The organism is Escherichia sp. KTE172, from assembly GCF_000408845.1.
GTDB classification, from domain to species: domain Bacteria; phylum Pseudomonadota; class Gammaproteobacteria; order Enterobacterales; family Enterobacteriaceae; genus Escherichia; species Escherichia coli.
Genome location: NZ_KE137316.1, coordinates 2,405,647 through 2,424,870, shown reverse-complemented (window position 1 = coordinate 2,424,870; position 19,224 = coordinate 2,405,647). Strand labels below are relative to the sequence as shown.

Here is a 19,224-nt window from a genome sequence, read left to right as displayed (position 1 = left end):
CGGTCTATCAGATTATGCAGTTACAGAAATTAGTCAATATGTTTGGTGGTGATCTCACCCGTCGTTATGGGCAAAAGGTGCATAAGCTGACGCTGCACGGCGGTTTTAGCTGCCCTAACCGTGACGGTACCATCGGGCGTGGCGGCTGCACATTCTGTAATGTTGCCTCGTTTGCCGATGAAGCGCAGCAACATCGTTCTATTGCCGAACAACTGGCGCACCAGGCGAATTTAGTTAACCGCGCTAAACGCTATCTGGCCTACTTTCAGGCGTATACCAGCACCTTTGCGGAAGTTCAGGTGCTGCGTTCTATGTATCAGCAGGCGGTGAGCCAGGCCAATATTGTCGGTTTGTGTGTTGGTACCCGCCCGGACTGCGTGCCGGATGCAGTGCTGGATCTGCTTTGTGAATATAAAGACCAGGGCTACGAAGTGTGGCTGGAGCTGGGGCTACAAACCGCCCACGACAAAACGCTACATCGCATCAACCGCGGCCATGATTTTGCCTGTTATCAGCGTACAACCCAGCTGGCACGTCAGCGCGGGCTGAAGGTGTGTTCCCACTTAATTGTCGGCCTGCCTGGCGAAGGGCAGGCTGAATGTTTGCAAACGCTGGAGCGAGTGGTTGAAACTGGCGTGGACGGCATAAAGCTGCATCCGCTGCATATTGTGAAAGGCAGCATTATGGCGAAAGCCTGGGAAGCGGGGCGTTTGAACGGTATTGAACTGGAAGATTACACGCTCACTGCCGGAGAAATGATTCGCCATACGCCACCGGAAGTGATCTACCACCGCATTTCCGCCAGCGCCCGTCGCCCGACGCTGCTTGCTCCTCTGTGGTGCGAAAATCGATGGACGGGAATGGTCGAGCTGGATCGCTATCTGAATGAACATGGCGTACAGGGATCGGCGCTGGGACGTCCGTGGCTACCTCCAACGGAGTAGGCCATTGAGGGGAATTCCGCATTTCTCACACAATTTATAACGTAACTGTCAGAATTGGGTATTATTGGGGCAGGTTGTCGTGAAGGAATTCCCTAATGAAGCAAATTCGTCTGCTGGCGCAGTATTATGTTGACCTGATGATGAAGTTAGGTCTGGTGCGCTTCTCAATGTTGCTGGCGCTGGCCCTCGTCGTTCTTGCCATTGTGGTACAAATGGCGGTAACCATGGTGCTGCATGGTCAGGTCGAAAGCATTGATGTTATTCGTTCTATCTTCTTTGGTTTGCTGATTACGCCGTGGGCGGTCTACTTTCTATCGGTGGTCGTCGAGCAACTGGAGGAGTCACGACAACGTCTGTCACGACTGGTGCAAAAACTGGAGGAGATGCGCGAGCGCGATTTGAGCCTCAACGTTCAGTTAAAAGATAATATTGCCCAGCTAAATCAGGAAATCGCCGTTCGTGAAAAAGCGGAAGCAGAACTGCAGGAAACCTTCGGCCAACTGAAAATTGAAATCAAAGAGCGCGAAGAGACACAAATTCAGCTCGAGCAGCAATCCTCATTCTTACGTTCCTTCCTTGACGCTTCACCCGACCTGGTTTTTTATCGTAACGAAGATAAAGAGTTTTCCGGCTGTAACCGCGCGATGGAGCTGCTGACCGGAAAAAGCGAAAAACAACTGGTTCACCTGAAACCTGCTGATGTTTACTCACCGGAAGCCGCTGCGAAAGTCATTGAAACCGATGAAAAAGTGTTCCGTCATAATGTGTCACTGACCTATGAACAGTGGCTGGATTACCCGGACGGGCGCAAAGCCTGTTTTGAAATCCGTAAAGTGCCGTACTACGACCGCGTGGGTAAACGTCACGGTTTGATGGGTTTTGGTCGCGACATTACCGAGCGTAAGCGGTATCAGGATGCGCTTGAACGCGCCAGCCGCGACAAAACGACGTTTATTTCCACCATCAGTCACGAATTGCGTACACCGCTGAATGGTATCGTCGGCCTGAGCCGCATTCTGCTGGATACCGAACTCACCGCCGAGCAGGAAAAATATCTCAAAACCATCCATGTTTCGGCCGTCACGCTCGGGAATATCTTCAACGATATTATCGACATGGATAAGATGGAACGGCGTAAGGTCCAGCTTGATAATCAGCCGGTTGATTTCACCAGCTTCCTTGCCGATCTGGAAAATCTCTCCGCATTGCAGGCGCAACAAAAAGGATTGCGCTTTAATCTGGAGCCTACGCTGCCATTACCGCATCAGGTCATTACCGACGGGACGCGTTTACGGCAGATCCTGTGGAATCTCATCAGTAACGCCGTCAAATTCACCCAGCAAGGCCAGGTTACCGTGCGCGTGCGCTACGATGAAGGCGATATGCTGCATTTTGAAGTGGAAGACTCTGGTATCGGCATTCCGCAGGATGAGCTGGATAAAATCTTTGCCATGTATTACCAGGTGAAAGACAGTCATGGCGGTAAACCTGCCACCGGCACCGGTATTGGTCTGGCCGTTTCTCGTCGTCTGGCGAAAAATATGGGCGGCGATATTACGGTTACCAGCGAACAGGGCAAAGGTTCAACCTTTACGTTGACGATCCACGCACCGTCGGTGGCTGAAGAGGTCGATGATGCGTTTGATGAAGACGATATGCCTTTACCGGCGCTGAATGTGCTGCTGGTGGAAGATATTGAACTGAACGTGATTGTCGCACGCTCTGTGCTGGAAAAATTAGGTAACAGCGTTGATGTCGCCATGACCGGCAAGGCGGCGCTGGAAATGTTTAAACCGGGCGAATACGACCTGGTGTTGCTGGATATTCAGTTGCCAGATATGACCGGGCTGGATATCTCTCGTGAACTGACGAAGCGTTATCCGCGCGAGGATTTACCGCCGCTGGTGGCCTTAACCGCTAACGTGCTGAAAGACAAGCAAGAGTACCTCAATGCTGGAATGGATGATGTGCTGAGTAAGCCGCTTTCTGTTCCGGCGCTAACCGCGATGATCAAGAAATTCTGGGATACCCAGGATGATGAGGAAAGTACGGTGACGACAGAAGAGAACAGTAAATCAGAAGCATTGCTCGATATTCCCATGCTGGAACAGTATCTCGAACTTGTAGGACCGAAGCTGATCACCGACGGGTTAGCGGTGTTTGAGAAGATGATGCCGGGCTATGTCAGCGTGCTGGAGTCGAATCTGACGGCGCAGGATAAAAAAGGCATTGTTGAGGAAGGACATAAAATTAAAGGTGCGGCGGGGTCAGTGGGGTTACGCCATCTGCAACAGCTGGGTCAGCAAATTCAGTCTCCTGACCTTCCCGCCTGGGAAGATAACGTCGGTGAATGGATTGAAGAGATGAAAGAAGAGTGGCGTCACGACGTAGAAGTACTGAAAGCGTGGGTGGCAAAAGCCACTAAAAAATGACCCCGGCTAGACCGGGGTGCGCGAATACTGCGCCAACACCAGGGAAATCTTGGCTGCGCCGTAAATTATTATGATGAGTTACAAGGGCACAGCACTGTTTTTCAGGCTGCACGCAGTTAAGATAGCAAAACTTAAATGATTTGTTACATGAATCAGTTAAATGTGTGATGCGTAGCATTTTTATTAAAAAAATTAATGTGTTTCAGTCAATTGCGAAAGGATGATCACAATGAAGAAAATTGGCGTAATTCTGAGCGGATGCGGCGTCTATGACGGTTCTGAAATTCATGAAGCGGTGTTGACGTTGTTAGCTATTTCACGCAGCGGTGCGCAGGCGGTCTGCTTTGCACCGGATAAGCAGCAGGTTGATGTTATCAACCATTTAACGGGCGAAGCGATGACGGAAACGCGCAATGTGCTGATTGAAGCGGCACGAATAACGCGCGGTGAAATCCGTCCTCTGGCCCAGGCCGATGCCGCTGAACTGGATGCGTTGATTGTGCCGGGGGGTTTTGGCGCGGCGAAGAATTTAAGCAATTTTGCCAGTCTTGGTAGCGAATGCACCGTTGACCGTGAATTAAAGGCGCTGGCACAAGCGATGCATCAGGCCGGAAAACCGCTTGGTTTTATGTGTATTGCCCCGGCGATGCTGCCGAAAATTTTCGATTTCCCGCTGCGTTTGACCATCGGTACTGATATCGATACCGCAGAAGTGCTGGAAGAGATGGGCGCGGAGCATGTGCCGTGTCCTGTCGATGATATCGTGGTTGATGAAGACAATAAGATTGTCACCACCCCGGCATATATGCTGGCGCAGAACATTGCAGAAGCGGCGAGCGGCATTGATAAGCTGGTTTCCCGCGTGCTGGTTCTGGCTGAATGAGTAAAAGCCGCTTAACGGTGTTTAGTTTCGTTCGCCGTTTTCTTCTGCGGTTAATGGTTGTCCTCGCCGTTTTCTGGGGCGGGGGCATCGCGTTGTTTAGCGTTGCGCCTGTTCCTTTCTCAGCGGTAATGGCCGAGCGACAAGTCAGCGCCTGGCTGCATGGCAATTTTCGTTACGTGGCACATTCTGACTGGGTCAGTATGGATCAAATTTCGCCGTGGATGGGACTGGCGGTGATTGCCGCAGAAGATCAGAAGTTTCCTGAGCACTGGGGCTTTGATGTCGCCTCCATTGAGCAAGCCCTGGCCCACAACGAGCGCAATGAAAACCGTATTCGCGGTGCGTCAACGATTTCTCAGCAGACAGCCAAAAATCTCTTTTTATGGGATGGGCGTAGCTGGGTTCGAAAAGGGCTGGAAGCTGGATTAACGCTGGGGATAGAAACTGTCTGGAGCAAAAAGCGTATCCTGACGGTTTACCTGAATATCGCCGAATTTGGCGACGGTGTGTTTGGCGTCGAAGCTGCGGCACAACGTTATTTCCACAAACCCGCGAGCAAACTTACCCGCTCGGAAGCTGCATTACTGGCAGCTGTATTACCTAATCCACTTCGTTTCAAAGTCTCCGCGCCATCGGGCTACGTGCGTGGCCGTCAGGCGTGGATTTTACGGCAGATGTATCAGTTAGGCGGTGAGTCGTTTATGCAACAGCACCAGCTTGATTAAGCTTCGCGCGAAGTGAGGGCCAGCGTTTTGCTCTCACGAGGTTGCAGATCTTTCTGCAGGGCAATAGCCAGCGCCGGTTGGGCGATAAATCGTTTCCATAACCGCTCTTGCTTACGCAGACAACACCACTTCGACCAGGTCGCCAGTGGAATCAATGTGCTTTCACCAATGTTGTCGCAGACGACGGGGATAACCTCTGACTCACTGATGCGGTGACAGAGGATATTCTGCGGCTTCAGCGACATCGTCACGATACGGTTATCCTGCAAATAACGCTTCAGCTGTTTCAGTATCTGGCGCAGTTGTGCAATGTCTTCTTCGTAACGGCATTGTTCAGCAAATTCGGTCAGCGTAATGGAGGGTTTGCCGTCAAAATCTGCAATCACATCGTAGACATAACCGGTTCCGCAATCCGTCTCAACGGTACCGTGATAGCGCGGTATTCCACTCCAGTCTTTTAACCGGCGACCAAGATGCGCGTAGTACTTTAACTCACGGCGGATCTCTTTATCGCCACCATCGCCACGATGGTAGACAATCTTGATACAGCGTTGGGCATCTTCCGGATGCGCATAACATTTCCGATGTCTTCCGGTGCCCAGGGGACTTTGTTCAGATAAGCGAATCATGCCATCTCCTGGAAATATTTTCTGACGATCTCCAGTATGGTCGATTAACTTAAACGAAACCTAAACAATGCTTCTTAAGGTTTTCTTAAGGTTCTTCTGAAAGTAAAAAGCGCACGAAATGTACAATTGACGTTGATTGAGAACGATTTCAGTACGCGCTTTTCTTATTGCCGGGGGAGCTTGAAGGGATTTGAATGTCAAAGTGATGAAGATTAATCTTCATCAAAACCAGAGTTAAAGAGGGCGATAACGGCGGCCAGTGCTTCCTCTTCCTGTGGACCGGTCGCTTCAACTTCAATCTGCCGTCCTTTGGCAGAATCCAACATCAGCAGCGCAATAACGCTGTTGGCTTCAGCCTCGGTGCCTTCGTCATTACGTAACAGCACTTCAGCGTCAAAACCTTGCATTAATTCAAACAGCTTCATTGCAGGCCGGGCATGCATGCCCAGCTTGTTTGTGATTTCAACAGTTTGCTTGACGGTCATGGTTTACGTTTTTCCAGCGTACGATGGCGTGACTGGACATTTTTACCGCGCGAGCGGAAGTAGTCTGCCAGTTGCTCTGCAATATACACCGAACGGTGCTTCCCGCCGGTACAACCAATGGCGACCGTCAGGTAGCTACGGTTGTTGGTTTCCAGCATAGGTAACCATAGCTCAAGATAGCTTCGCGTCTGGTAGATAAAATTGTGTACTTCTGTGTGGCGGTCGAGGAACGCGGCGACGGGCTTATCAAGACCTGTCATTGGACGCAGTTTCGGATCCCAGTGCGGGTTCGGCAAGAAGCGCACGTCAAAGACGTAATCTGCATCGATAGGGATACCGTGTTTGAAGCCGAAAGACTCAAAGACCATGGTCAGTTCACGTTCACGTTTACCCAGCAGACGGGTACGCAGCATTTCTGCCAGCTCGTGAACGGACATTTCTGAGGTATCGACAATCAGATCCGCTCGCGAACGCAGAGGCTCCAGCAAATCGCTTTCTTTGTCGATAGCACTTTCCAGCGACAGGTTTTTGCTGGAAAGCGGATGCAGTCGGCGCGTGTCACTGTAACGACGAATTAAGGTATTACGGTCGGCATCCAGGAACAGGAGTTGCGGTGAGAAAGCGTCAGGCAGGTTACTCATCGCCTGTTCGAATATTTCTGGTGACTCCGGCATATTACGAACATCAATGCTGACGGCGGCAGAAATCTCGCGATCGGCCAGAGTTCGAGCCAGATCGGGTAACAACACTACGGGAAGGTTATCCACGCAGTAAAAACCCATATCTTCCAGCGCACGCAGGGCGACAGATTTACCTGAACCTGAACGTCCGCTGACGATCATCAGTACCATGTACTGTTTCTCCTCACAACGTCTAAAAGAGACATTACCGAATAACTACGCTTCATCCGGAGTACCTTCGGTATCCGTAATGATTTGATACAGCTCTTCATCGCTCTGGGCTGCGCGTAAACGGCGGCAGATGGTTTTGTCCGCCAGACGTTTCGCCACCAGTGACAGAGTATGCAGGTGCGTTTTAGTTTGGTCTGCCGGCACCAGCAGGGCAAAAAGTAAATCCACCGGTTGGTTGTCGATGGCATCGAAAGCTATAGGCGTTTCGAGCTGAACGAAAACGCCAACGGCGCGAAGAGTATCTTCTTCCAGTTTGCCATGCGGAATGGCAATACCATTGCCGATACCGGTACTGCCCATTTTTTCCCGCGTCAGGATAGCTTCAAAAACCACCTGAGGCGGCAGACTAAGTTGTTTCGCCGCCAGCTCGCTGATGATTTCCAGGGCGCGTTTTTTGCTCTGACAGTGGACGCGGCTTCGCGTACATTCCCTGTTAAGAACACTGCTAAGCTGTAGAGTTGTATCATTATTTGTCATAATTTCACCTAAGAACCTGCCCACTCAAACAGTGGAACAGGCTCGGAGCATTAACCGTACAAATGGCCCGTTGTGCCGCACAACAGGCCGCCATGCACATGCTAATTGCCCGGACAATTAGTGTTGTTTCAGTTTATCTTTATGTTTGGTCAACTGGCGTGCCAGCTTATCAATTAAGCCATCAATGGCAGCGTACATGTCCTGACCTTCCGCGCTGGCATGAATTTCACCACCGTTTACATGCAGTGTTGCATCTGAGGTGTGGGTGACTTTCTCCACTTTCAGAACAACATAGACCTGGTTGATTCGGTCAAAATATTGCTCAAGTTTGGCAAATTTGGCTGTAACAAATTCGCGCAGTGCCTCGGTGATCTCGACGTTATTTCCGGTAATGTTGAGCTGCATAGTGTCTTCCTTATCGGTTGGGTCAAACGAGCTGTTTACGCTGGTTTGACGGCGGAATGGATAAAGACTCTCGGTACTTCGCAACAGTGCGGCGTGCCACCATGATACCTTGTTCCGACAGCAAAGAGGTTAACTTGCTGTCGCTCAACGGTTTCGCTGGGTTTTCCGCCGCGATTAATTTCTTCACCAGCGCACGAATCGCCGTGGAGGAGGCTTCGCCGCCGCCCTCGGTATTGACGTGACTGGAAAAGAAATACTTCAGTTCAAAAATGCCTCGTGGACTATGCAGGTATTTTTGCGTGGTCACGCGAGATATCGTCGATTCATGCATTTCGACAGCCTGGGCGATATCGGCCAGTACCATCGGTTTCATATATTCTTCGCCTTGCTCAAAGAAGGCTTGCTGCTGTTCAACGATACAGCGACTCACGCGCAGTAGCGTATCGTTACGGCTTTCCAGACTCTTGATCAACCATTTGGCATCCTGCAGATTGCTGCGGATAAACTGGCTGTCACCATCGTTGCGCGCGTTATTGCACATCGAGGCGTAGTGCTGGTTGATTTGCAGACGCGGAATGCTGTCACTGTTGAGTTCTACCGTCCAGTGACCGTTATGCTTACGCACCAGCACATCTGGAATGACATACTCAGGTTCGCCCGTCTGGATCGACTGCCCGGGGCGCGGATCGAGCGACTGGATCAGATTGACGGCTTCTTTCAGCACATCTTCTTTCAGACGCGTGACGCGCATTAAAGTGCGGAAGTCGTGATTGGCTAACAGATCGAGATGATCGCTAATAATCAGTCTGGCCTCTTCCAGCCACGGCGTGGTTTTATCGAATTGGGAGAGTTGGATCAGCAGGCAGTCACGCAGATCTTTTGCCGCCACACCGACCGGATCAAACCGTTGGATCCGCTTAAGGACGGCTTCAACTTCGTCGATGTCGATCTCTTCATCGCCCATACTTTCGAGAATATCTTCCAGCGGGACAGTCAGATAACCGGTGTCATCAACGGCATCGACGATAGAGGTAGCAATGGCGCGGTCAGTATCGGAAAACGGTGTCAGCTCGACCTGCCACATCAGGTAATCCTGCAAGGTCTGCGTCGTTTCGCCCTGATAGACCGGCAGCTCGTCGTCAATGTAGTCACCGCTGGTGCCGGATGGTGTACCAGCGGTGTAAATGGTGTCCCAACTGGCATCGAGCGGCAGCTCTTCCGGCATCTCTTTTTGTTCGAGCGCGTCGGCGGTGTCCAGTGTTTCACTGTCTTGCGTTTCGCGGGTGTCGATTTCTTCATGAGTGTCGATTTGCTCAAGCAGCGGATTACTCTCCAGCGCCTGCTGTAGCTCCTGCTGAAGTTCCAGCGTCGACAACTGCAACAGACGAATTGCCTGTTGGAGCTGTGGCGTCATCGCCAGTTGTTGGCTAAGCCTGAGTTGCAAACCTTGCTTCATGTTCAGAATCGTACTCTCCTGCTAAAACGTCGCAAACTTCTACCCTATCAGAGTCTGAAGTCTTCCCCAAGGTATACACGCTTAACGTGTTCGTCTTGTAAGATTTCTGTAGGCGTGCCGTGGGCGATCAAATGCCCCTGACTGACGATATAAGCGCGTTCACAAACCGCCAGTGTTTCACGCACGTTGTGGTCAGTGATCAGTACGCCCAGGCCGCTGTCGCGCAGGTGCTCAATGATGCGTTTAATGTCGATAACCGAGATCGGGTCAACCCCGGCAAACGGTTCGTCGAGCAGAATAAATTTCGGATTCGCAGCCAGTGCGCGGGCAATTTCTACACGGCGACGTTCACCCCCGGAGAGTGACTGCCCCATGCTGTCACGCAGGTGCTCAATGTGAAACTCTTCCATCAGCTCGTTCGCGCGGTCTTCACGTTGTTCAGCAGACAAGTCGTCACGAATTTGCAGTACCGCCATCAGGTTATCGTAAACGCTGAGGCGACGGAAAATGGAGGCTTCCTGTGGCAGATAGCCGATACCGCGGCGCGCGCGTGCATGCAGAGGCAGCAGACTGATATCGTCATCATCAATAATGATGTTGCCCGCATCGCGCGGCACAATGCCTACAACCATGTAGAAAGTGGTGGTCTTACCGGCACCGTTTGGCCCCAGCAGACCGACAATTTCCCCGGAGTTGACGGTCAGGCTGACGTCTTCTACCACGCGACGGCCTTTATAGGCTTTTGCAAGGTTCTTTGCAGTTAATGTTGCCATAACGAATTAATTACCCTTCTTCTGTGCCGGGGTCTGGCCTTTGTTGTTTTTGTCCTGCAGCTGCGACGGCACCAGAACGGTGGTTACGCGCTTACCTTTGTCGCTGAAAGCCTGCATTTTCTGCTCTTTCACCAGGTAAGTGATCTTATCGCCCTTAATGTTGCTATCGACCTGCTGCAGATAAGCATTACCCGTCAGAACGACAAAATCTTTTGCCAGTTCGTAGTGCATCTGGGAAGCGTGACCTTCAACGGGTTTACCATTGTCCTGCATCTGGTAGAACGTTGCCGGTTTACCGTAGCCGTCAATCACTTCTTTACCTTGTTCGCCGCCCGGACGGGTAACGACCACTTTGTCGGCATTAATTTTGATGGTGCCCTGGGTGACGATGACATTACCGGTAAAGGTAACCACGTTGCCTTGCATATCAAGAGATTGCTGGTCCGATTCAATGTGGATCGGCTGATCAGTGTCTCCGGTTACGGCAAATGCCGGAATGCTGGCGGCCAGAAGTGAGCTGGCAAGCACAAGATTAAGGCTGAGTTTGTTTGTTTTGAATTTCATAGGATGTTCTAACCTTTTCAATCAGCTCGGCGTTCTTGCTGCGTAAGTTGCCGCGCATTTTCAGACCGCTGGAGTTAAATGTTGTTCCGTATAACGTGACGAGGTCTTCAGAGGTAACATCCTGCGTCACCAGATTGATCTGCGCGTTATCCGTCGTGATTCTGCGAAGTTGAGAGTCCGGCACAAGTGCGTTGACTTCAACGTGTCCATATAAATAGAGCATCCGGTCATTGGTCAGCTTGGCTTTATCTGCTTTTACGGACCATGTCGGGATTTTATCCTTATCAAACGTGGTAAGTACCGGCTGCGTAAACCACGAAACGGCCTGATCGGAATAATATTCAACGTGTTGAGCAATCAATCGATAGCTTAGTGCCCCTTCTGGGTTATAGACGAGCGTGTCCGTATGCTCGCTTTTATAGGTGGGATCATTGTTGTTGACGACCACCTGGGCGGTATCGTCTTTTTCGGCCATATTAATGCCGATCATCACCAGAACCGCCAGTGATAGCACAATGATAACCCAACGTCTGGCTTTACTCATATCGATTGCCCTTTGGCTTCATCCAGTTTGCCCTGCGCCAGGAGTAATAAGTCGCAAACTTCACGCACTGCACCACGACCGCCAGCAATGCGCGTCACGTAATCGGCGCGCGGGAGCAACAGTGGATGCGCATCGGCCACGGCGACGCTTAAACCCACTTTTTCCATTACCGGCCAGTCGATGAGATCATCGCCGACATAAGCCACATTTTCCGGGGCAATCGCCAGTTTTTCCAGCAAATCGCTAAAGGCGATCAGTTTGTTTGACTGCCCCTGATACAAGTGAGTGATCCCCAATGTGGCACAACGATCTTCTACCAGTTTAGCCTTTCGCCCGGTAATGATAGCGACTTCAATATCAGAGGTGAGCGCACAACGAATGCCATAACCGTCACGAACATTGAACGCTTTCAGCTCTTCGCCATTATTGCCCATATAAATCAGGCCATCTGACAGTACGCCATCGACATCGAGGATCAGCAGACGAATGTTCTCTGCTTTTGCTATAACGTCGGCGCTGACAGGGCCGTAACAGGTCGCAAGCGACGCACCTGCTTTGCTCATTGTTGTTTATCCTTGAATCTTTACACTACGCCTGCACGCAGTAAATCATGCATATGTAACACACCGAGTAAATGGTCGCCATCGGCAACCATCACGGAGGTGATATGGCGGGACTGCATTAAGTTCAGTGCCTCAACGGCCAGAATGCCAGGGCGCACACGTATTCCCCCCGGCGTCATAACATCGGAAATACTTAACTGACGAACATCCACGCCCATATCGAAGACACGGCGTAAATCACCGTCGGTAAAGATGCCTTCAATCATCATATTGTCATCGCAAATGACAGTCATACCAAGATTTTTGCGGGTAACTTCCAGCAATGCGTCACGCAGACTGGCCGTTTTCTTAACATGCGGGATCTCATCGCCCGTATGCATAATATCGTTTACGCGCAGCAGAAGTTTACGACCCAGTGCGCCGCCTGGATGTGAGAGCGCAAAATCTTCAGCAGTAAAGCCGCGTGCTTTTAACAGCGCGACAGCGAGGGCATCGCCCATAACCAGCGTGGCGGTGGTGCTGCTGGTCGGTGCCAGCCCTAACGGACAGGCTTCTTTCGCTACTTTAACACACAGATGCACATCTGCGGCGCGCGCCATGCTGCTCTCCGGGCGACCGGTGATGCAGATTAACGGTACGTGAAGACGCTTAAGCACTGGAATTAAGGCCGTGATTTCGCTGGATTCACCTGAGTTAGAGATAGCAATCACCACATCCTGTGGGGTGACCATGCCTAAATCACCATGCGCGGCTTCACCAGGATGGACGAAAAATGAAGGTGTACCGGTGCTGGCAAACGTTGCCGCCATTTTGCGCCCAATATGCCCCGATTTCCCCATCCCCATGACGACAACTTTCCCTTTACACCAGAACATCTTTTCACAGGCAAGCGTGAAATTCTGATTGATGTATTGATCAAGCTCCGCCAGGCATTCACGTTCAATCGCCAGGACTTCTTTACCTGCTTGCTGAAAGTCAAAACCCGGTTGTAACTCTACGTGCGACATAATGCGTTTCCAGTTATTCAACGAGTATTGGCGATAACCAGTACAACATCGCCAGCCATACGATAAATCCGCCAGTTAATAATACCCCTACACCACGGCCCGATTGCGGGGAGCGCCGCCAGCACAGCAACGCAAAAATAATGCTCACCAGCAACATCACGCTGTAGTCACGACTGTACGCCAGTGGATCAATCTCTCCTGGCGTTATCAGCGCGGGTAAACCCAACACGATGACAATATTAAAAATGTTTGCGCCAATGATGTTTCCGACAGCAATGTCGTTTTCACCTTTGCGAACCCCCGCTATTGCGGTTGCCAGTTCCGGCAGGCTGGTTCCGATAGCAATTGCCGTCAGCCCCATCGTCAACTCGCTGATGGCAAAGTAATTCGCCAGCACCGTGGCGTTATCAACCACCATCCGCGTGGCCACTGGCATGATGATAAGCGCAATGCCGAGCCATAAAAACGCGACGGGCAATCCACCTTCACGCGGCAGCTCTGCAAGCTGCTCTCTGGTCAGACTGTCAGTCCCCTGACGTTCAGCCTGACGTGCAAGTTTAACAATGAACAGCAGCCATAGCACAGCCAGAAAGAGGAGAAAGATACCATCGCTGCGACTAAGTTGTCCGTCATAGAGTACGGAACCGGCCACCACGCTGACCAACAACATTAAGGGTAATTCACGGCGTAGAACATCAGAATGGACGGTAAAAGGACGAACCAGCGCAGCCAGACCGAGGATCAGCAATATATTGATAATGTTTGAGCCGAGGGCTGTACCAACGGCTAAATCGCGTTGTTCGTGCAGAGACGCGGCAAGCGAGACGATGATTTCTGGTAACGATGTACCAATACTGACCACCGTCATGCCGATGATCAGCGGCGGGATGCCAAAGGTTCGGCAAAGAATAGACGCGGCAAAAACCAGGCGGTCGGCACTGTAAACGACCAAAAGTAAACCAACAATTAACAGTGCCGTAGCTAAAAGCATCTAACGTCCTTTCTTCAGGTATACTCGCCGGTCCGCTGAAGATTTTCAGAAAGCCGTAACGGATTCTTAATTTTGACTTTATGCGGCTAAAAAGTAAAACAAATGCCAGCTTTCGCTAACCACGGCGGGTAATATTCTGTAAATATGTTGGGTTCAAGGTTAAATTGAGCGCCATGCTTAGAAAATCAACGCAAGACGAAGGGTGAATTATGGAGCAGTCTGTGGCGAATTTAGTCGATATGCGCGATGTCAGTTTTACGCGTGGCAATCGCTGCATCTTCGATAATATTTCCCTGACCGTGCCGCGAGGGAAGATCACGGCGATCATGGGGCCATCGGGCATCGGTAAAACGACGCTACTCCGTCTGATTGGCGGGCAAATCGCACCAGATCATGGTGAGATTCTTTTCGATGGTGAGAATATTCCGGCGATGTCTCGTTCGCGCCTGTATACAGTGCGCAAACGGATGAGCATGTTATTTCAGTCCGGGGCGTTGTTCACTGATATGAACGTATTTGACAACGTCGCCTATCCACTGCGCGAACATACTCAACTTCCCGCGCCATTGTTGCATAGTACGGTGATGATGAAGCTGGAGGCCGTGGGGCTGCGTGGAGCGGCTAAACTAATGCCTTCTGAACTTTCCGGTGGGATGGCGCGGCGTGCAGCGCTGGCGCGTGCGATTGCGCTGGAGCCGGATCTCATCATGTTTGATGAGCCCTTTGTTGGGCAAGATCCCATCACCATGGGCGTACTGGTGAAGCTGATTTCTGAGCTGAACAGCGCGCTGGGTGTGACTTGTGTGGTGGTTTCTCACGATGTGCCGGAAGTGTTAAGTATTGCCGATCACGCCTGGATCCTGGCGGACAAAAAAATTGTCGCTCATGGCAGTGCCCAGGCGTTGCAGGCGAATCCTGATCCGCGCGTACGTCAGTTTCTGGACGGGATAGCTGACGGGCCTGTTCCGTTCCGCTATCCTGCCGGCGATTATCACGCTGATCTTTTACCAGGGAGTTAAGCCACTCATGCTGTTAAATGCGCTGGCGTCGCTCGGACATAAAGGGATTAAAACCCTGAGAACGTTCGGGCGGGCCGGGTTAATGTTATTCAATGCGCTGGTCGGCAAACCGGAATTTCGCAAACATGCGCCGCTGCTGGTGCGCCAGCTCTATAATGTCGGCGTCCTGTCGATGCTGATTATTGTAGTTTCTGGCGTGTTCATCGGAATGGTGTTGGGGCTGCAAGGTTATCTGGTTCTGACCACTTATAGTGCGGAAACCAGTCTGGGTATGCTGGTGGCGTTATCGCTACTGCGTGAACTGGGGCCGGTGGTTGCCGCGTTGTTGTTTGCCGGGCGTGCTGGTTCGGCGCTAACCGCAGAAATCGGCCTGATGCGCGCTACAGAGCAACTCTCCAGTATGGAGATGATGGCGGTGGATCCGCTGCGTCGGGTTATTTCTCCCCGTTTCTGGGCTGGGGTTATTTCATTACCACTGTTGACGGTTATTTTCGTCGCCGTGGGGATCTGGGGCGGATCTCTGGTCGGCGTCAGTTGGAAAGGCATTGATAGCGGGTTCTTCTGGTCGGCAATGCAAAATGCCGTCGACTGGCGTATGGATCTGGTCAACTGTCTGATTAAGAGCGTGGTGTTCGCCATCACGGTGACGTGGATTTCGTTGTTTAACGGCTACGACGCCATCCCGACGTCTGCCGGGATTAGCCGGGCAACCACTCGCACCGTTGTCCACTCGTCTCTGGCTGTTCTGGGGCTGGATTTTGTGCTGACCGCATTGATGTTTGGGAATTGAGTTCATGCAAACGAAAAAAAATGAAATTTGGGTGGGTATCTTTTTATTAGCAGCACTACTGGCGGCGCTGTTTGTTTGCCTGAAGGCGGCGAACGTGACGTCCATACGTACTGAACCGACCTACACGCTTTATGCGACGTTCGATAACATTGGCGGCCTGAAAGCGCGCTCTCCGGTCAGCATTGGTGGTGTTGTTGTGGGCCGGGTGGCGGATATTACGCTGGACCCGAAAACCTATCTGCCGCGCGTAACGCTGGAAATTGAACAACGTTATAACCACATTCCTGATACCAGTTCGCTGAGCATTCGTACTTCCGGCCTGCTGGGGGAACAATATCTGGCATTAAACGTCGGTTTTGAAGACCCGGAACTGGGGACTGCTATCCTGAAGGATGGCGATACAATTCAGGACACCAAGTCTGCGATGGTGCTGGAAGATCTTATTGGTCAGTTCCTTTACGGTAGTAAAGGCGATGACAATAAGAATAGTGGCGATGCGCCAGCTGCTGCGCCAGGTAATAATGAAACCACTGAACCTGTGGGTACAACGAAATAATTTCAGGAGAACCGACGCATGTTTAAACGTTTAATGATGGTCGCTTTGCTGGTGATTGCACCGCTGAGTGCGGCAACCGCGGCAGACCAGACCAATCCGTATAAGCTGATGGACGAGGCGGCGCAGAAAACGTTCGATCGCCTGAAGAATGAGCAACCGCAAATTCGGGCCAACCCGGATTATCTGCGTACCATTGTCGATCAGGAACTGCTGCCATACGTACAGGTGAAATACGCCGGTGCGCTGGTGCTGGGCCAGTATTACAAGAGTGCGACCCCTGCTCAACGTGATGCTTACTTTGCCGCTTTCCGTGAGTACCTGAAGCAGGCTTACGGTCAGGCGCTGGCGATGTATCACGGTCAAACCTATCAGATTGCGCCAGAACAGCCGCTAGGCGATAAAACCATTGTGCCTATTCGCGTTACCATTATTGACCCGAATGGCCGCCCGCCGGTGCGTCTGGACTTCCAGTGGCGTAAAAACTCCCAGACGGGCAACTGGCAGGCTTACGACATGATTGCTGAAGGCGTCAGTATGATCACCACCAAACAAAACGAGTGGGGAACGCTGCTGCGTACCAAAGGTATCGACGGCCTGACTGCACAACTGAAATCGATTTCTCAACAGAAAATCACTCTGGAAGAGAAAAAATAATGAGCGAGTCACTGAGCTGGATGCAGACGGGTGACACGCTGGCGCTATCCGGAGAGCTGGATCAGGACGTTCTGCTACCGCTTTGGGAAATGCGTGAGGAAGCGGTGAAGGGGATTACCTGCATCGATCTTAGCCGTGTGTCCCGCGTGGATACGGGTGGACTGGCACTGCTGCTCCATCTTATCGATCTGGCGAAAAAGCAGGGCAACAACGTGACGCTTCAGGGGGTAAACGATAAAGTGTATACCCTGGCGAAATTGTATAATTTGCCTGCTGATGTTCTGCCTCGTTAAATTTTTTCAGGCCGGATATGGCGTTAACGCCTGTCCGGCAAACCTGCCTGCAAGTCGAGCCTTGTCTGATTTATCAGCGAGGCTTTTTGCTTATTTATGCCAGCGCAACTTTGCTCTAAGATGTTTCGCTGGTTTATTAACTGATGATTGAAGATCCCATGGAAAATAATGAAATTCAGAGCGTGTTGATGAACGCTCTCTCCCTCCAGGAAGTCCACGTTTCCGGCGATGGCAGCCACTTTCAGGTTATTGCCGTGGGTGAGTTGTTTGACGGCATGAGTCGGGTTAAAAAACAGCAGACGGTCTATGGGCCGCTGATGGAATATATTGCGGATAACCGCATTCATGCTGTGTCGATCAAAGCGTATACCCCTGCGGAGTGGGCGCGCGATCGCAAACTGAACGGCTTTTGAGCTATGGGCGATTCGCCGGTAGCGGATATGAATTGTTAACTGAGAACAAACTAAATGGATAAATTTCGTGTTCAGGGGCCAACGAAGCTCCAGGGCGAAGTCACAATTTCCGGCGCTAAAAATGCTGCTCTGCCTATCCTTTTTGCCGCACTACTGGCGGAAGAACCGGTAGAGATCCAGAACGTCCCGAAACTGAAAGACGTCGATACATCAATGAAGCTGCTAAGCCAGCTGGGTGCGAAAGTAGAACGTAATGGTTCTGTGCATATTGATGCCCGCGACGTTAATGTATTCTGCGCACCTTACGATCTGGTTAAAACCATGCGTGCTTCTATCTGGGCGCTGGGGCCGCTGGTAGCGCGCTTTGGTCAGGGGCAAGTTTCACTGCCTGGCGGTTGTACGATCGGTGCACGTCCGGTTGATCTACACATTTCTGGCCTCGAACAATTAGGCGCGACCATCAAACTGGAAGAAGGTTACGTTAAAGCTTCCGTCGATGGTCGTCTGAAAGGCGCACATATCGTGATGGATAAAGTCAGCGTTGGCGCAACGGTGACCATCATGTGTGCTGCAACCCTGGCGGAAGGTACCACGATTATTGAAAACGCAGCGCGTGAACCGGAAATCGTCGATACCGCGAACTTCCTGATTACGCTGGGTGCGAAAATTAGCGGTCAGGGCACCGATCGTATCGTCATCGAAGGTGTGGAACGTTTAGGCGGCGGTGTCTATCGCGTGCTGCCGGATCGTATCGAAACCGGTACTTTCCTGGTGGCGGCGGCGATCTCTCGCGGCAAAATTATCTGCCGTAACGCGCAGCCAGATACTCTCGACGCCGTGCTGGCGAAACTGCGTGACGCTGGAGCAGACATCGAAGTCGGCGAAGACTGGATTAGCCTGGATATGCATGGCAAACGTCCGAAGGCTGTTAACGTACGTACCGCGCCGCATCCGGCATTCCCGACTGATATGCAGGCCCAGTTCACGCTGTTGAACCTGGTGGCAGAAGGGACCGGCTTCATCACCGAAACGGTCTTTGAAAACCGCTTTATGCATGTGCCAGAGCTGAGCCGTATGGGCGCGCATGCCGAAATCGAAAGCAATACCGTTATTTGTCACGGTGTTGAAAAACTTTCTGGCGCACAGGTTATGGCAACCGATCTGCGTGCATCAGCAAGCCTGGTGCTGGCTGGCTGTATTGCGGAAGGGACGACGGTAGTTGATCGTATTTATCACATCGATCGTGGCTACGAACGCATTGAAGACAAACTGCGCGCTTTAGGTGCAAATATTGAGCGTGTGAAAGGCGAGTAATCGTCTGAGAGCTGGCAGCCCCGTTCGCGGGGCTACCGCCAGACCACTCATTTTTTCGGTTTAGTGTAGCTACGTATCAACTGCGTTCTGTCGATAAACTCATGGGTCAGCGGATCATGGTAGCGAGATGGCCAGATAATCCAGGGGTCAGTTCCCAGGGCTTTCGCAATAATCATCTCTCCTTTCGGCCAGGGGCGCGATAATGCGTTCGCCAGCGTTGAGGAACTCAAACCATTTCTGCGAGATTCCGCCGCCATTGACGTTCCCTTCTTGCGCAAACCCGCAATGATGTCAGCGGGATGCCAGTCAATGAAATTACTTTCCATCTTTCCTCACTCCTTAAGTTAGTCGCTTTCATTCAGAACACTTCTTCTGTCGAGCATCACTATACTCCTG

General features: G+C 51.5%; 24 protein-coding genes. 11 read left to right on the top strand and 13 right to left on the bottom strand.

All coding sequences use genetic code 11. The features are described 5' to 3' along the window. The first annotated feature begins 14 nt into the window (after positions 1-14). From G434_RS12275 to mtgA, 4 genes are all read left to right on the top strand, one after another. On the top strand, positions 15-944 hold the full coding sequence (locus tag G434_RS12275; protein WP_001299745.1) for a tRNA modification radical SAM protein MnmL/YtqA: 930 nt from the start codon (positions 15-17) through the stop codon (positions 942-944). 95 nt (positions 945-1,039) lie between these two features. Next, positions 1,040-3,376 carry an aerobic respiration two-component sensor histidine kinase ArcB gene (gene arcB, locus G434_RS12280; RefSeq protein WP_000809774.1) on the top strand — a complete coding sequence of 779 codons (2,337 nt, stop codon included), beginning with the start codon at positions 1,040-1,042 and terminating at the stop codon, positions 3,374-3,376. 229 nt (positions 3,377-3,605) lie between these two features. Further along, on the top strand, positions 3,606-4,259 hold the full coding sequence (elbB, locus tag G434_RS12285) for an isoprenoid biosynthesis glyoxalase ElbB (RefSeq protein WP_001300411.1): 654 nt from the start codon (positions 3,606-3,608) through the stop codon (positions 4,257-4,259). Further along, positions 4,256-4,984 (top strand): monofunctional biosynthetic peptidoglycan transglycosylase, encoded by a 729-nt coding sequence (gene mtgA, locus G434_RS12290; protein ID WP_000047073.1) that lies wholly within the window; start codon positions 4,256-4,258, stop codon positions 4,982-4,984. The genes elbB and mtgA overlap by 4 nt, the downstream gene beginning before the upstream one ends. Here mtgA and yrbL read toward each other — a convergent pair. From yrbL to G434_RS12350, 12 genes are all read right to left on the bottom strand, one after another. Beyond that, entirely contained in the window at positions 4,981-5,613 is a 633-nt protein-coding gene (gene yrbL, locus G434_RS12295) for a PhoP regulatory network protein YrbL (RefSeq protein ID WP_000620398.1), read from the bottom strand. The genes mtgA and yrbL overlap by 4 nt on opposite strands. A gap of 212 nt (positions 5,614-5,825) precedes the next feature. Continuing rightward, entirely contained in the window at positions 5,826-6,098 is a 273-nt protein-coding gene (gene npr / locus G434_RS12300; RefSeq protein WP_000216791.1) for a PTS phosphocarrier protein NPr, read from the bottom strand. After that, positions 6,095-6,949 (bottom strand): RNase adapter RapZ, encoded by an 855-nt coding sequence (rapZ, locus tag G434_RS12305; RefSeq protein WP_000243741.1) that lies wholly within the window; start codon positions 6,947-6,949, stop codon positions 6,095-6,097. The genes npr and rapZ overlap by 4 nt, the downstream gene beginning before the upstream one ends. Before the next feature lie 45 nt (positions 6,950-6,994). After that, positions 6,995-7,486 (bottom strand): PTS IIA-like nitrogen regulatory protein PtsN, encoded by a 492-nt coding sequence (gene ptsN / locus G434_RS12310; RefSeq protein WP_000183676.1) that lies wholly within the window; start codon positions 7,484-7,486, stop codon positions 6,995-6,997. A gap of 117 nt (positions 7,487-7,603) precedes the next feature. Beyond that, positions 7,604-7,891 carry a ribosome hibernation promoting factor gene (gene hpf, locus G434_RS12315; RefSeq protein WP_001176599.1) on the bottom strand — a complete coding sequence of 96 codons (288 nt, stop codon included), beginning with the start codon at positions 7,889-7,891 and terminating at the stop codon, positions 7,604-7,606. Between the two features lie 22 nt (positions 7,892-7,913). Next, positions 7,914-9,347, bottom strand: coding sequence for an RNA polymerase factor sigma-54 (gene rpoN, locus G434_RS12320; RefSeq protein ID WP_000809051.1), 1,434 nt, complete (start codon positions 9,345-9,347; stop codon positions 7,914-7,916). A gap of 47 nt (positions 9,348-9,394) precedes the next feature. After that, positions 9,395-10,120: an LPS export ABC transporter ATP-binding protein gene (lptB, locus tag G434_RS12325; protein ID WP_000224099.1), complete on the bottom strand. Its 726-nt coding sequence runs from the start codon at positions 10,118-10,120 to the stop codon at positions 9,395-9,397. Between the two features lie 6 nt (positions 10,121-10,126). After that, positions 10,127-10,684 (bottom strand): lipopolysaccharide ABC transporter substrate-binding protein LptA, encoded by a 558-nt coding sequence (lptA, locus tag G434_RS12330; protein ID WP_000669785.1) that lies wholly within the window; start codon positions 10,682-10,684, stop codon positions 10,127-10,129. Beyond that, positions 10,653-11,228 (bottom strand): LPS export ABC transporter periplasmic protein LptC, encoded by a 576-nt coding sequence (gene lptC, locus G434_RS12335; RefSeq protein WP_000030537.1) that lies wholly within the window; start codon positions 11,226-11,228, stop codon positions 10,653-10,655. Before lptC ends, lptA begins: the two co-directional genes overlap by 32 nt. After that, positions 11,225-11,791 (bottom strand): 3-deoxy-manno-octulosonate-8-phosphatase KdsC, encoded by a 567-nt coding sequence (gene kdsC, locus G434_RS12340; RefSeq protein ID WP_000030006.1) that lies wholly within the window; start codon positions 11,789-11,791, stop codon positions 11,225-11,227. The genes lptC and kdsC overlap by 4 nt, the downstream gene beginning before the upstream one ends. 20 nt (positions 11,792-11,811) lie before the next feature. After that, positions 11,812-12,798, bottom strand: a complete 987-nt coding sequence (kdsD, locus tag G434_RS12345) for an arabinose-5-phosphate isomerase KdsD (RefSeq protein ID WP_001309787.1) — start codon at positions 12,796-12,798, stop codon at positions 11,812-11,814. Between the two features lie 13 nt (positions 12,799-12,811). After that, the gene (locus G434_RS12350) at positions 12,812-13,789 is read right to left on the bottom strand and encodes a calcium/sodium antiporter (RefSeq protein ID WP_000922881.1); all 978 of its coding nucleotides are present in this window, start codon (positions 13,787-13,789) and stop codon (positions 12,812-12,814) included. A gap of 209 nt (positions 13,790-13,998) precedes the next feature. Between G434_RS12350 and mlaF the strand changes: the two genes are divergently transcribed. The 7 genes from mlaF (at position 13,999) to murA (ending at position 18,828) form a co-directional block, all read left to right on the top strand. Then, positions 13,999-14,808 carry a phospholipid ABC transporter ATP-binding protein MlaF gene (gene mlaF, locus G434_RS12355; protein ID WP_000438245.1) on the top strand — a complete coding sequence of 270 codons (810 nt, stop codon included), beginning with the start codon at positions 13,999-14,001 and terminating at the stop codon, positions 14,806-14,808. A gap of 7 nt (positions 14,809-14,815) precedes the next feature. Further along, positions 14,816-15,598 carry a lipid asymmetry maintenance ABC transporter permease subunit MlaE gene (mlaE, locus tag G434_RS12360; RefSeq protein ID WP_000925795.1) on the top strand — a complete coding sequence of 261 codons (783 nt, stop codon included), beginning with the start codon at positions 14,816-14,818 and terminating at the stop codon, positions 15,596-15,598. 4 nt (positions 15,599-15,602) lie between these two features. Next, positions 15,603-16,154 (top strand): outer membrane lipid asymmetry maintenance protein MlaD, encoded by a 552-nt coding sequence (mlaD, locus tag G434_RS12365; protein ID WP_001296448.1) that lies wholly within the window; start codon positions 15,603-15,605, stop codon positions 16,152-16,154. An 18-nt stretch (positions 16,155-16,172) separates the two neighbouring features. Next, the gene (gene mlaC, locus G434_RS12370) at positions 16,173-16,808 is read left to right on the top strand and encodes a phospholipid-binding protein MlaC (protein WP_000476484.1); all 636 of its coding nucleotides are present in this window, start codon (positions 16,173-16,175) and stop codon (positions 16,806-16,808) included. Then, positions 16,808-17,101, top strand: a complete 294-nt coding sequence (gene mlaB, locus G434_RS12375; protein WP_000004488.1) for a lipid asymmetry maintenance protein MlaB — start codon at positions 16,808-16,810, stop codon at positions 17,099-17,101. The genes mlaC and mlaB overlap by 1 nt, the downstream gene beginning before the upstream one ends. A 158-nt stretch (positions 17,102-17,259) precedes the next feature. Next, entirely contained in the window at positions 17,260-17,514 is a 255-nt protein-coding gene (gene ibaG / locus G434_RS12380; RefSeq protein WP_000429656.1) for a BolA family iron metabolism protein IbaG, read from the top strand. A gap of 54 nt (positions 17,515-17,568) precedes the next feature. Then, positions 17,569-18,828 (top strand): UDP-N-acetylglucosamine 1-carboxyvinyltransferase, encoded by a 1,260-nt coding sequence (gene murA / locus G434_RS12385; protein WP_000357259.1) that lies wholly within the window; start codon positions 17,569-17,571, stop codon positions 18,826-18,828. Positions 18,829-18,875: 47 nt separating this feature from the next. On the opposite strand, the gene sfsB is transcribed toward murA, so the two are convergent. Beyond that, positions 18,876-19,154 (bottom strand): DNA-binding transcriptional regulator SfsB, encoded by a 279-nt coding sequence (sfsB, locus tag G434_RS12390; RefSeq protein ID WP_000445406.1) that lies wholly within the window; start codon positions 19,152-19,154, stop codon positions 18,876-18,878. Between the last annotated feature and the right edge of the window lie 70 nt (positions 19,155-19,224).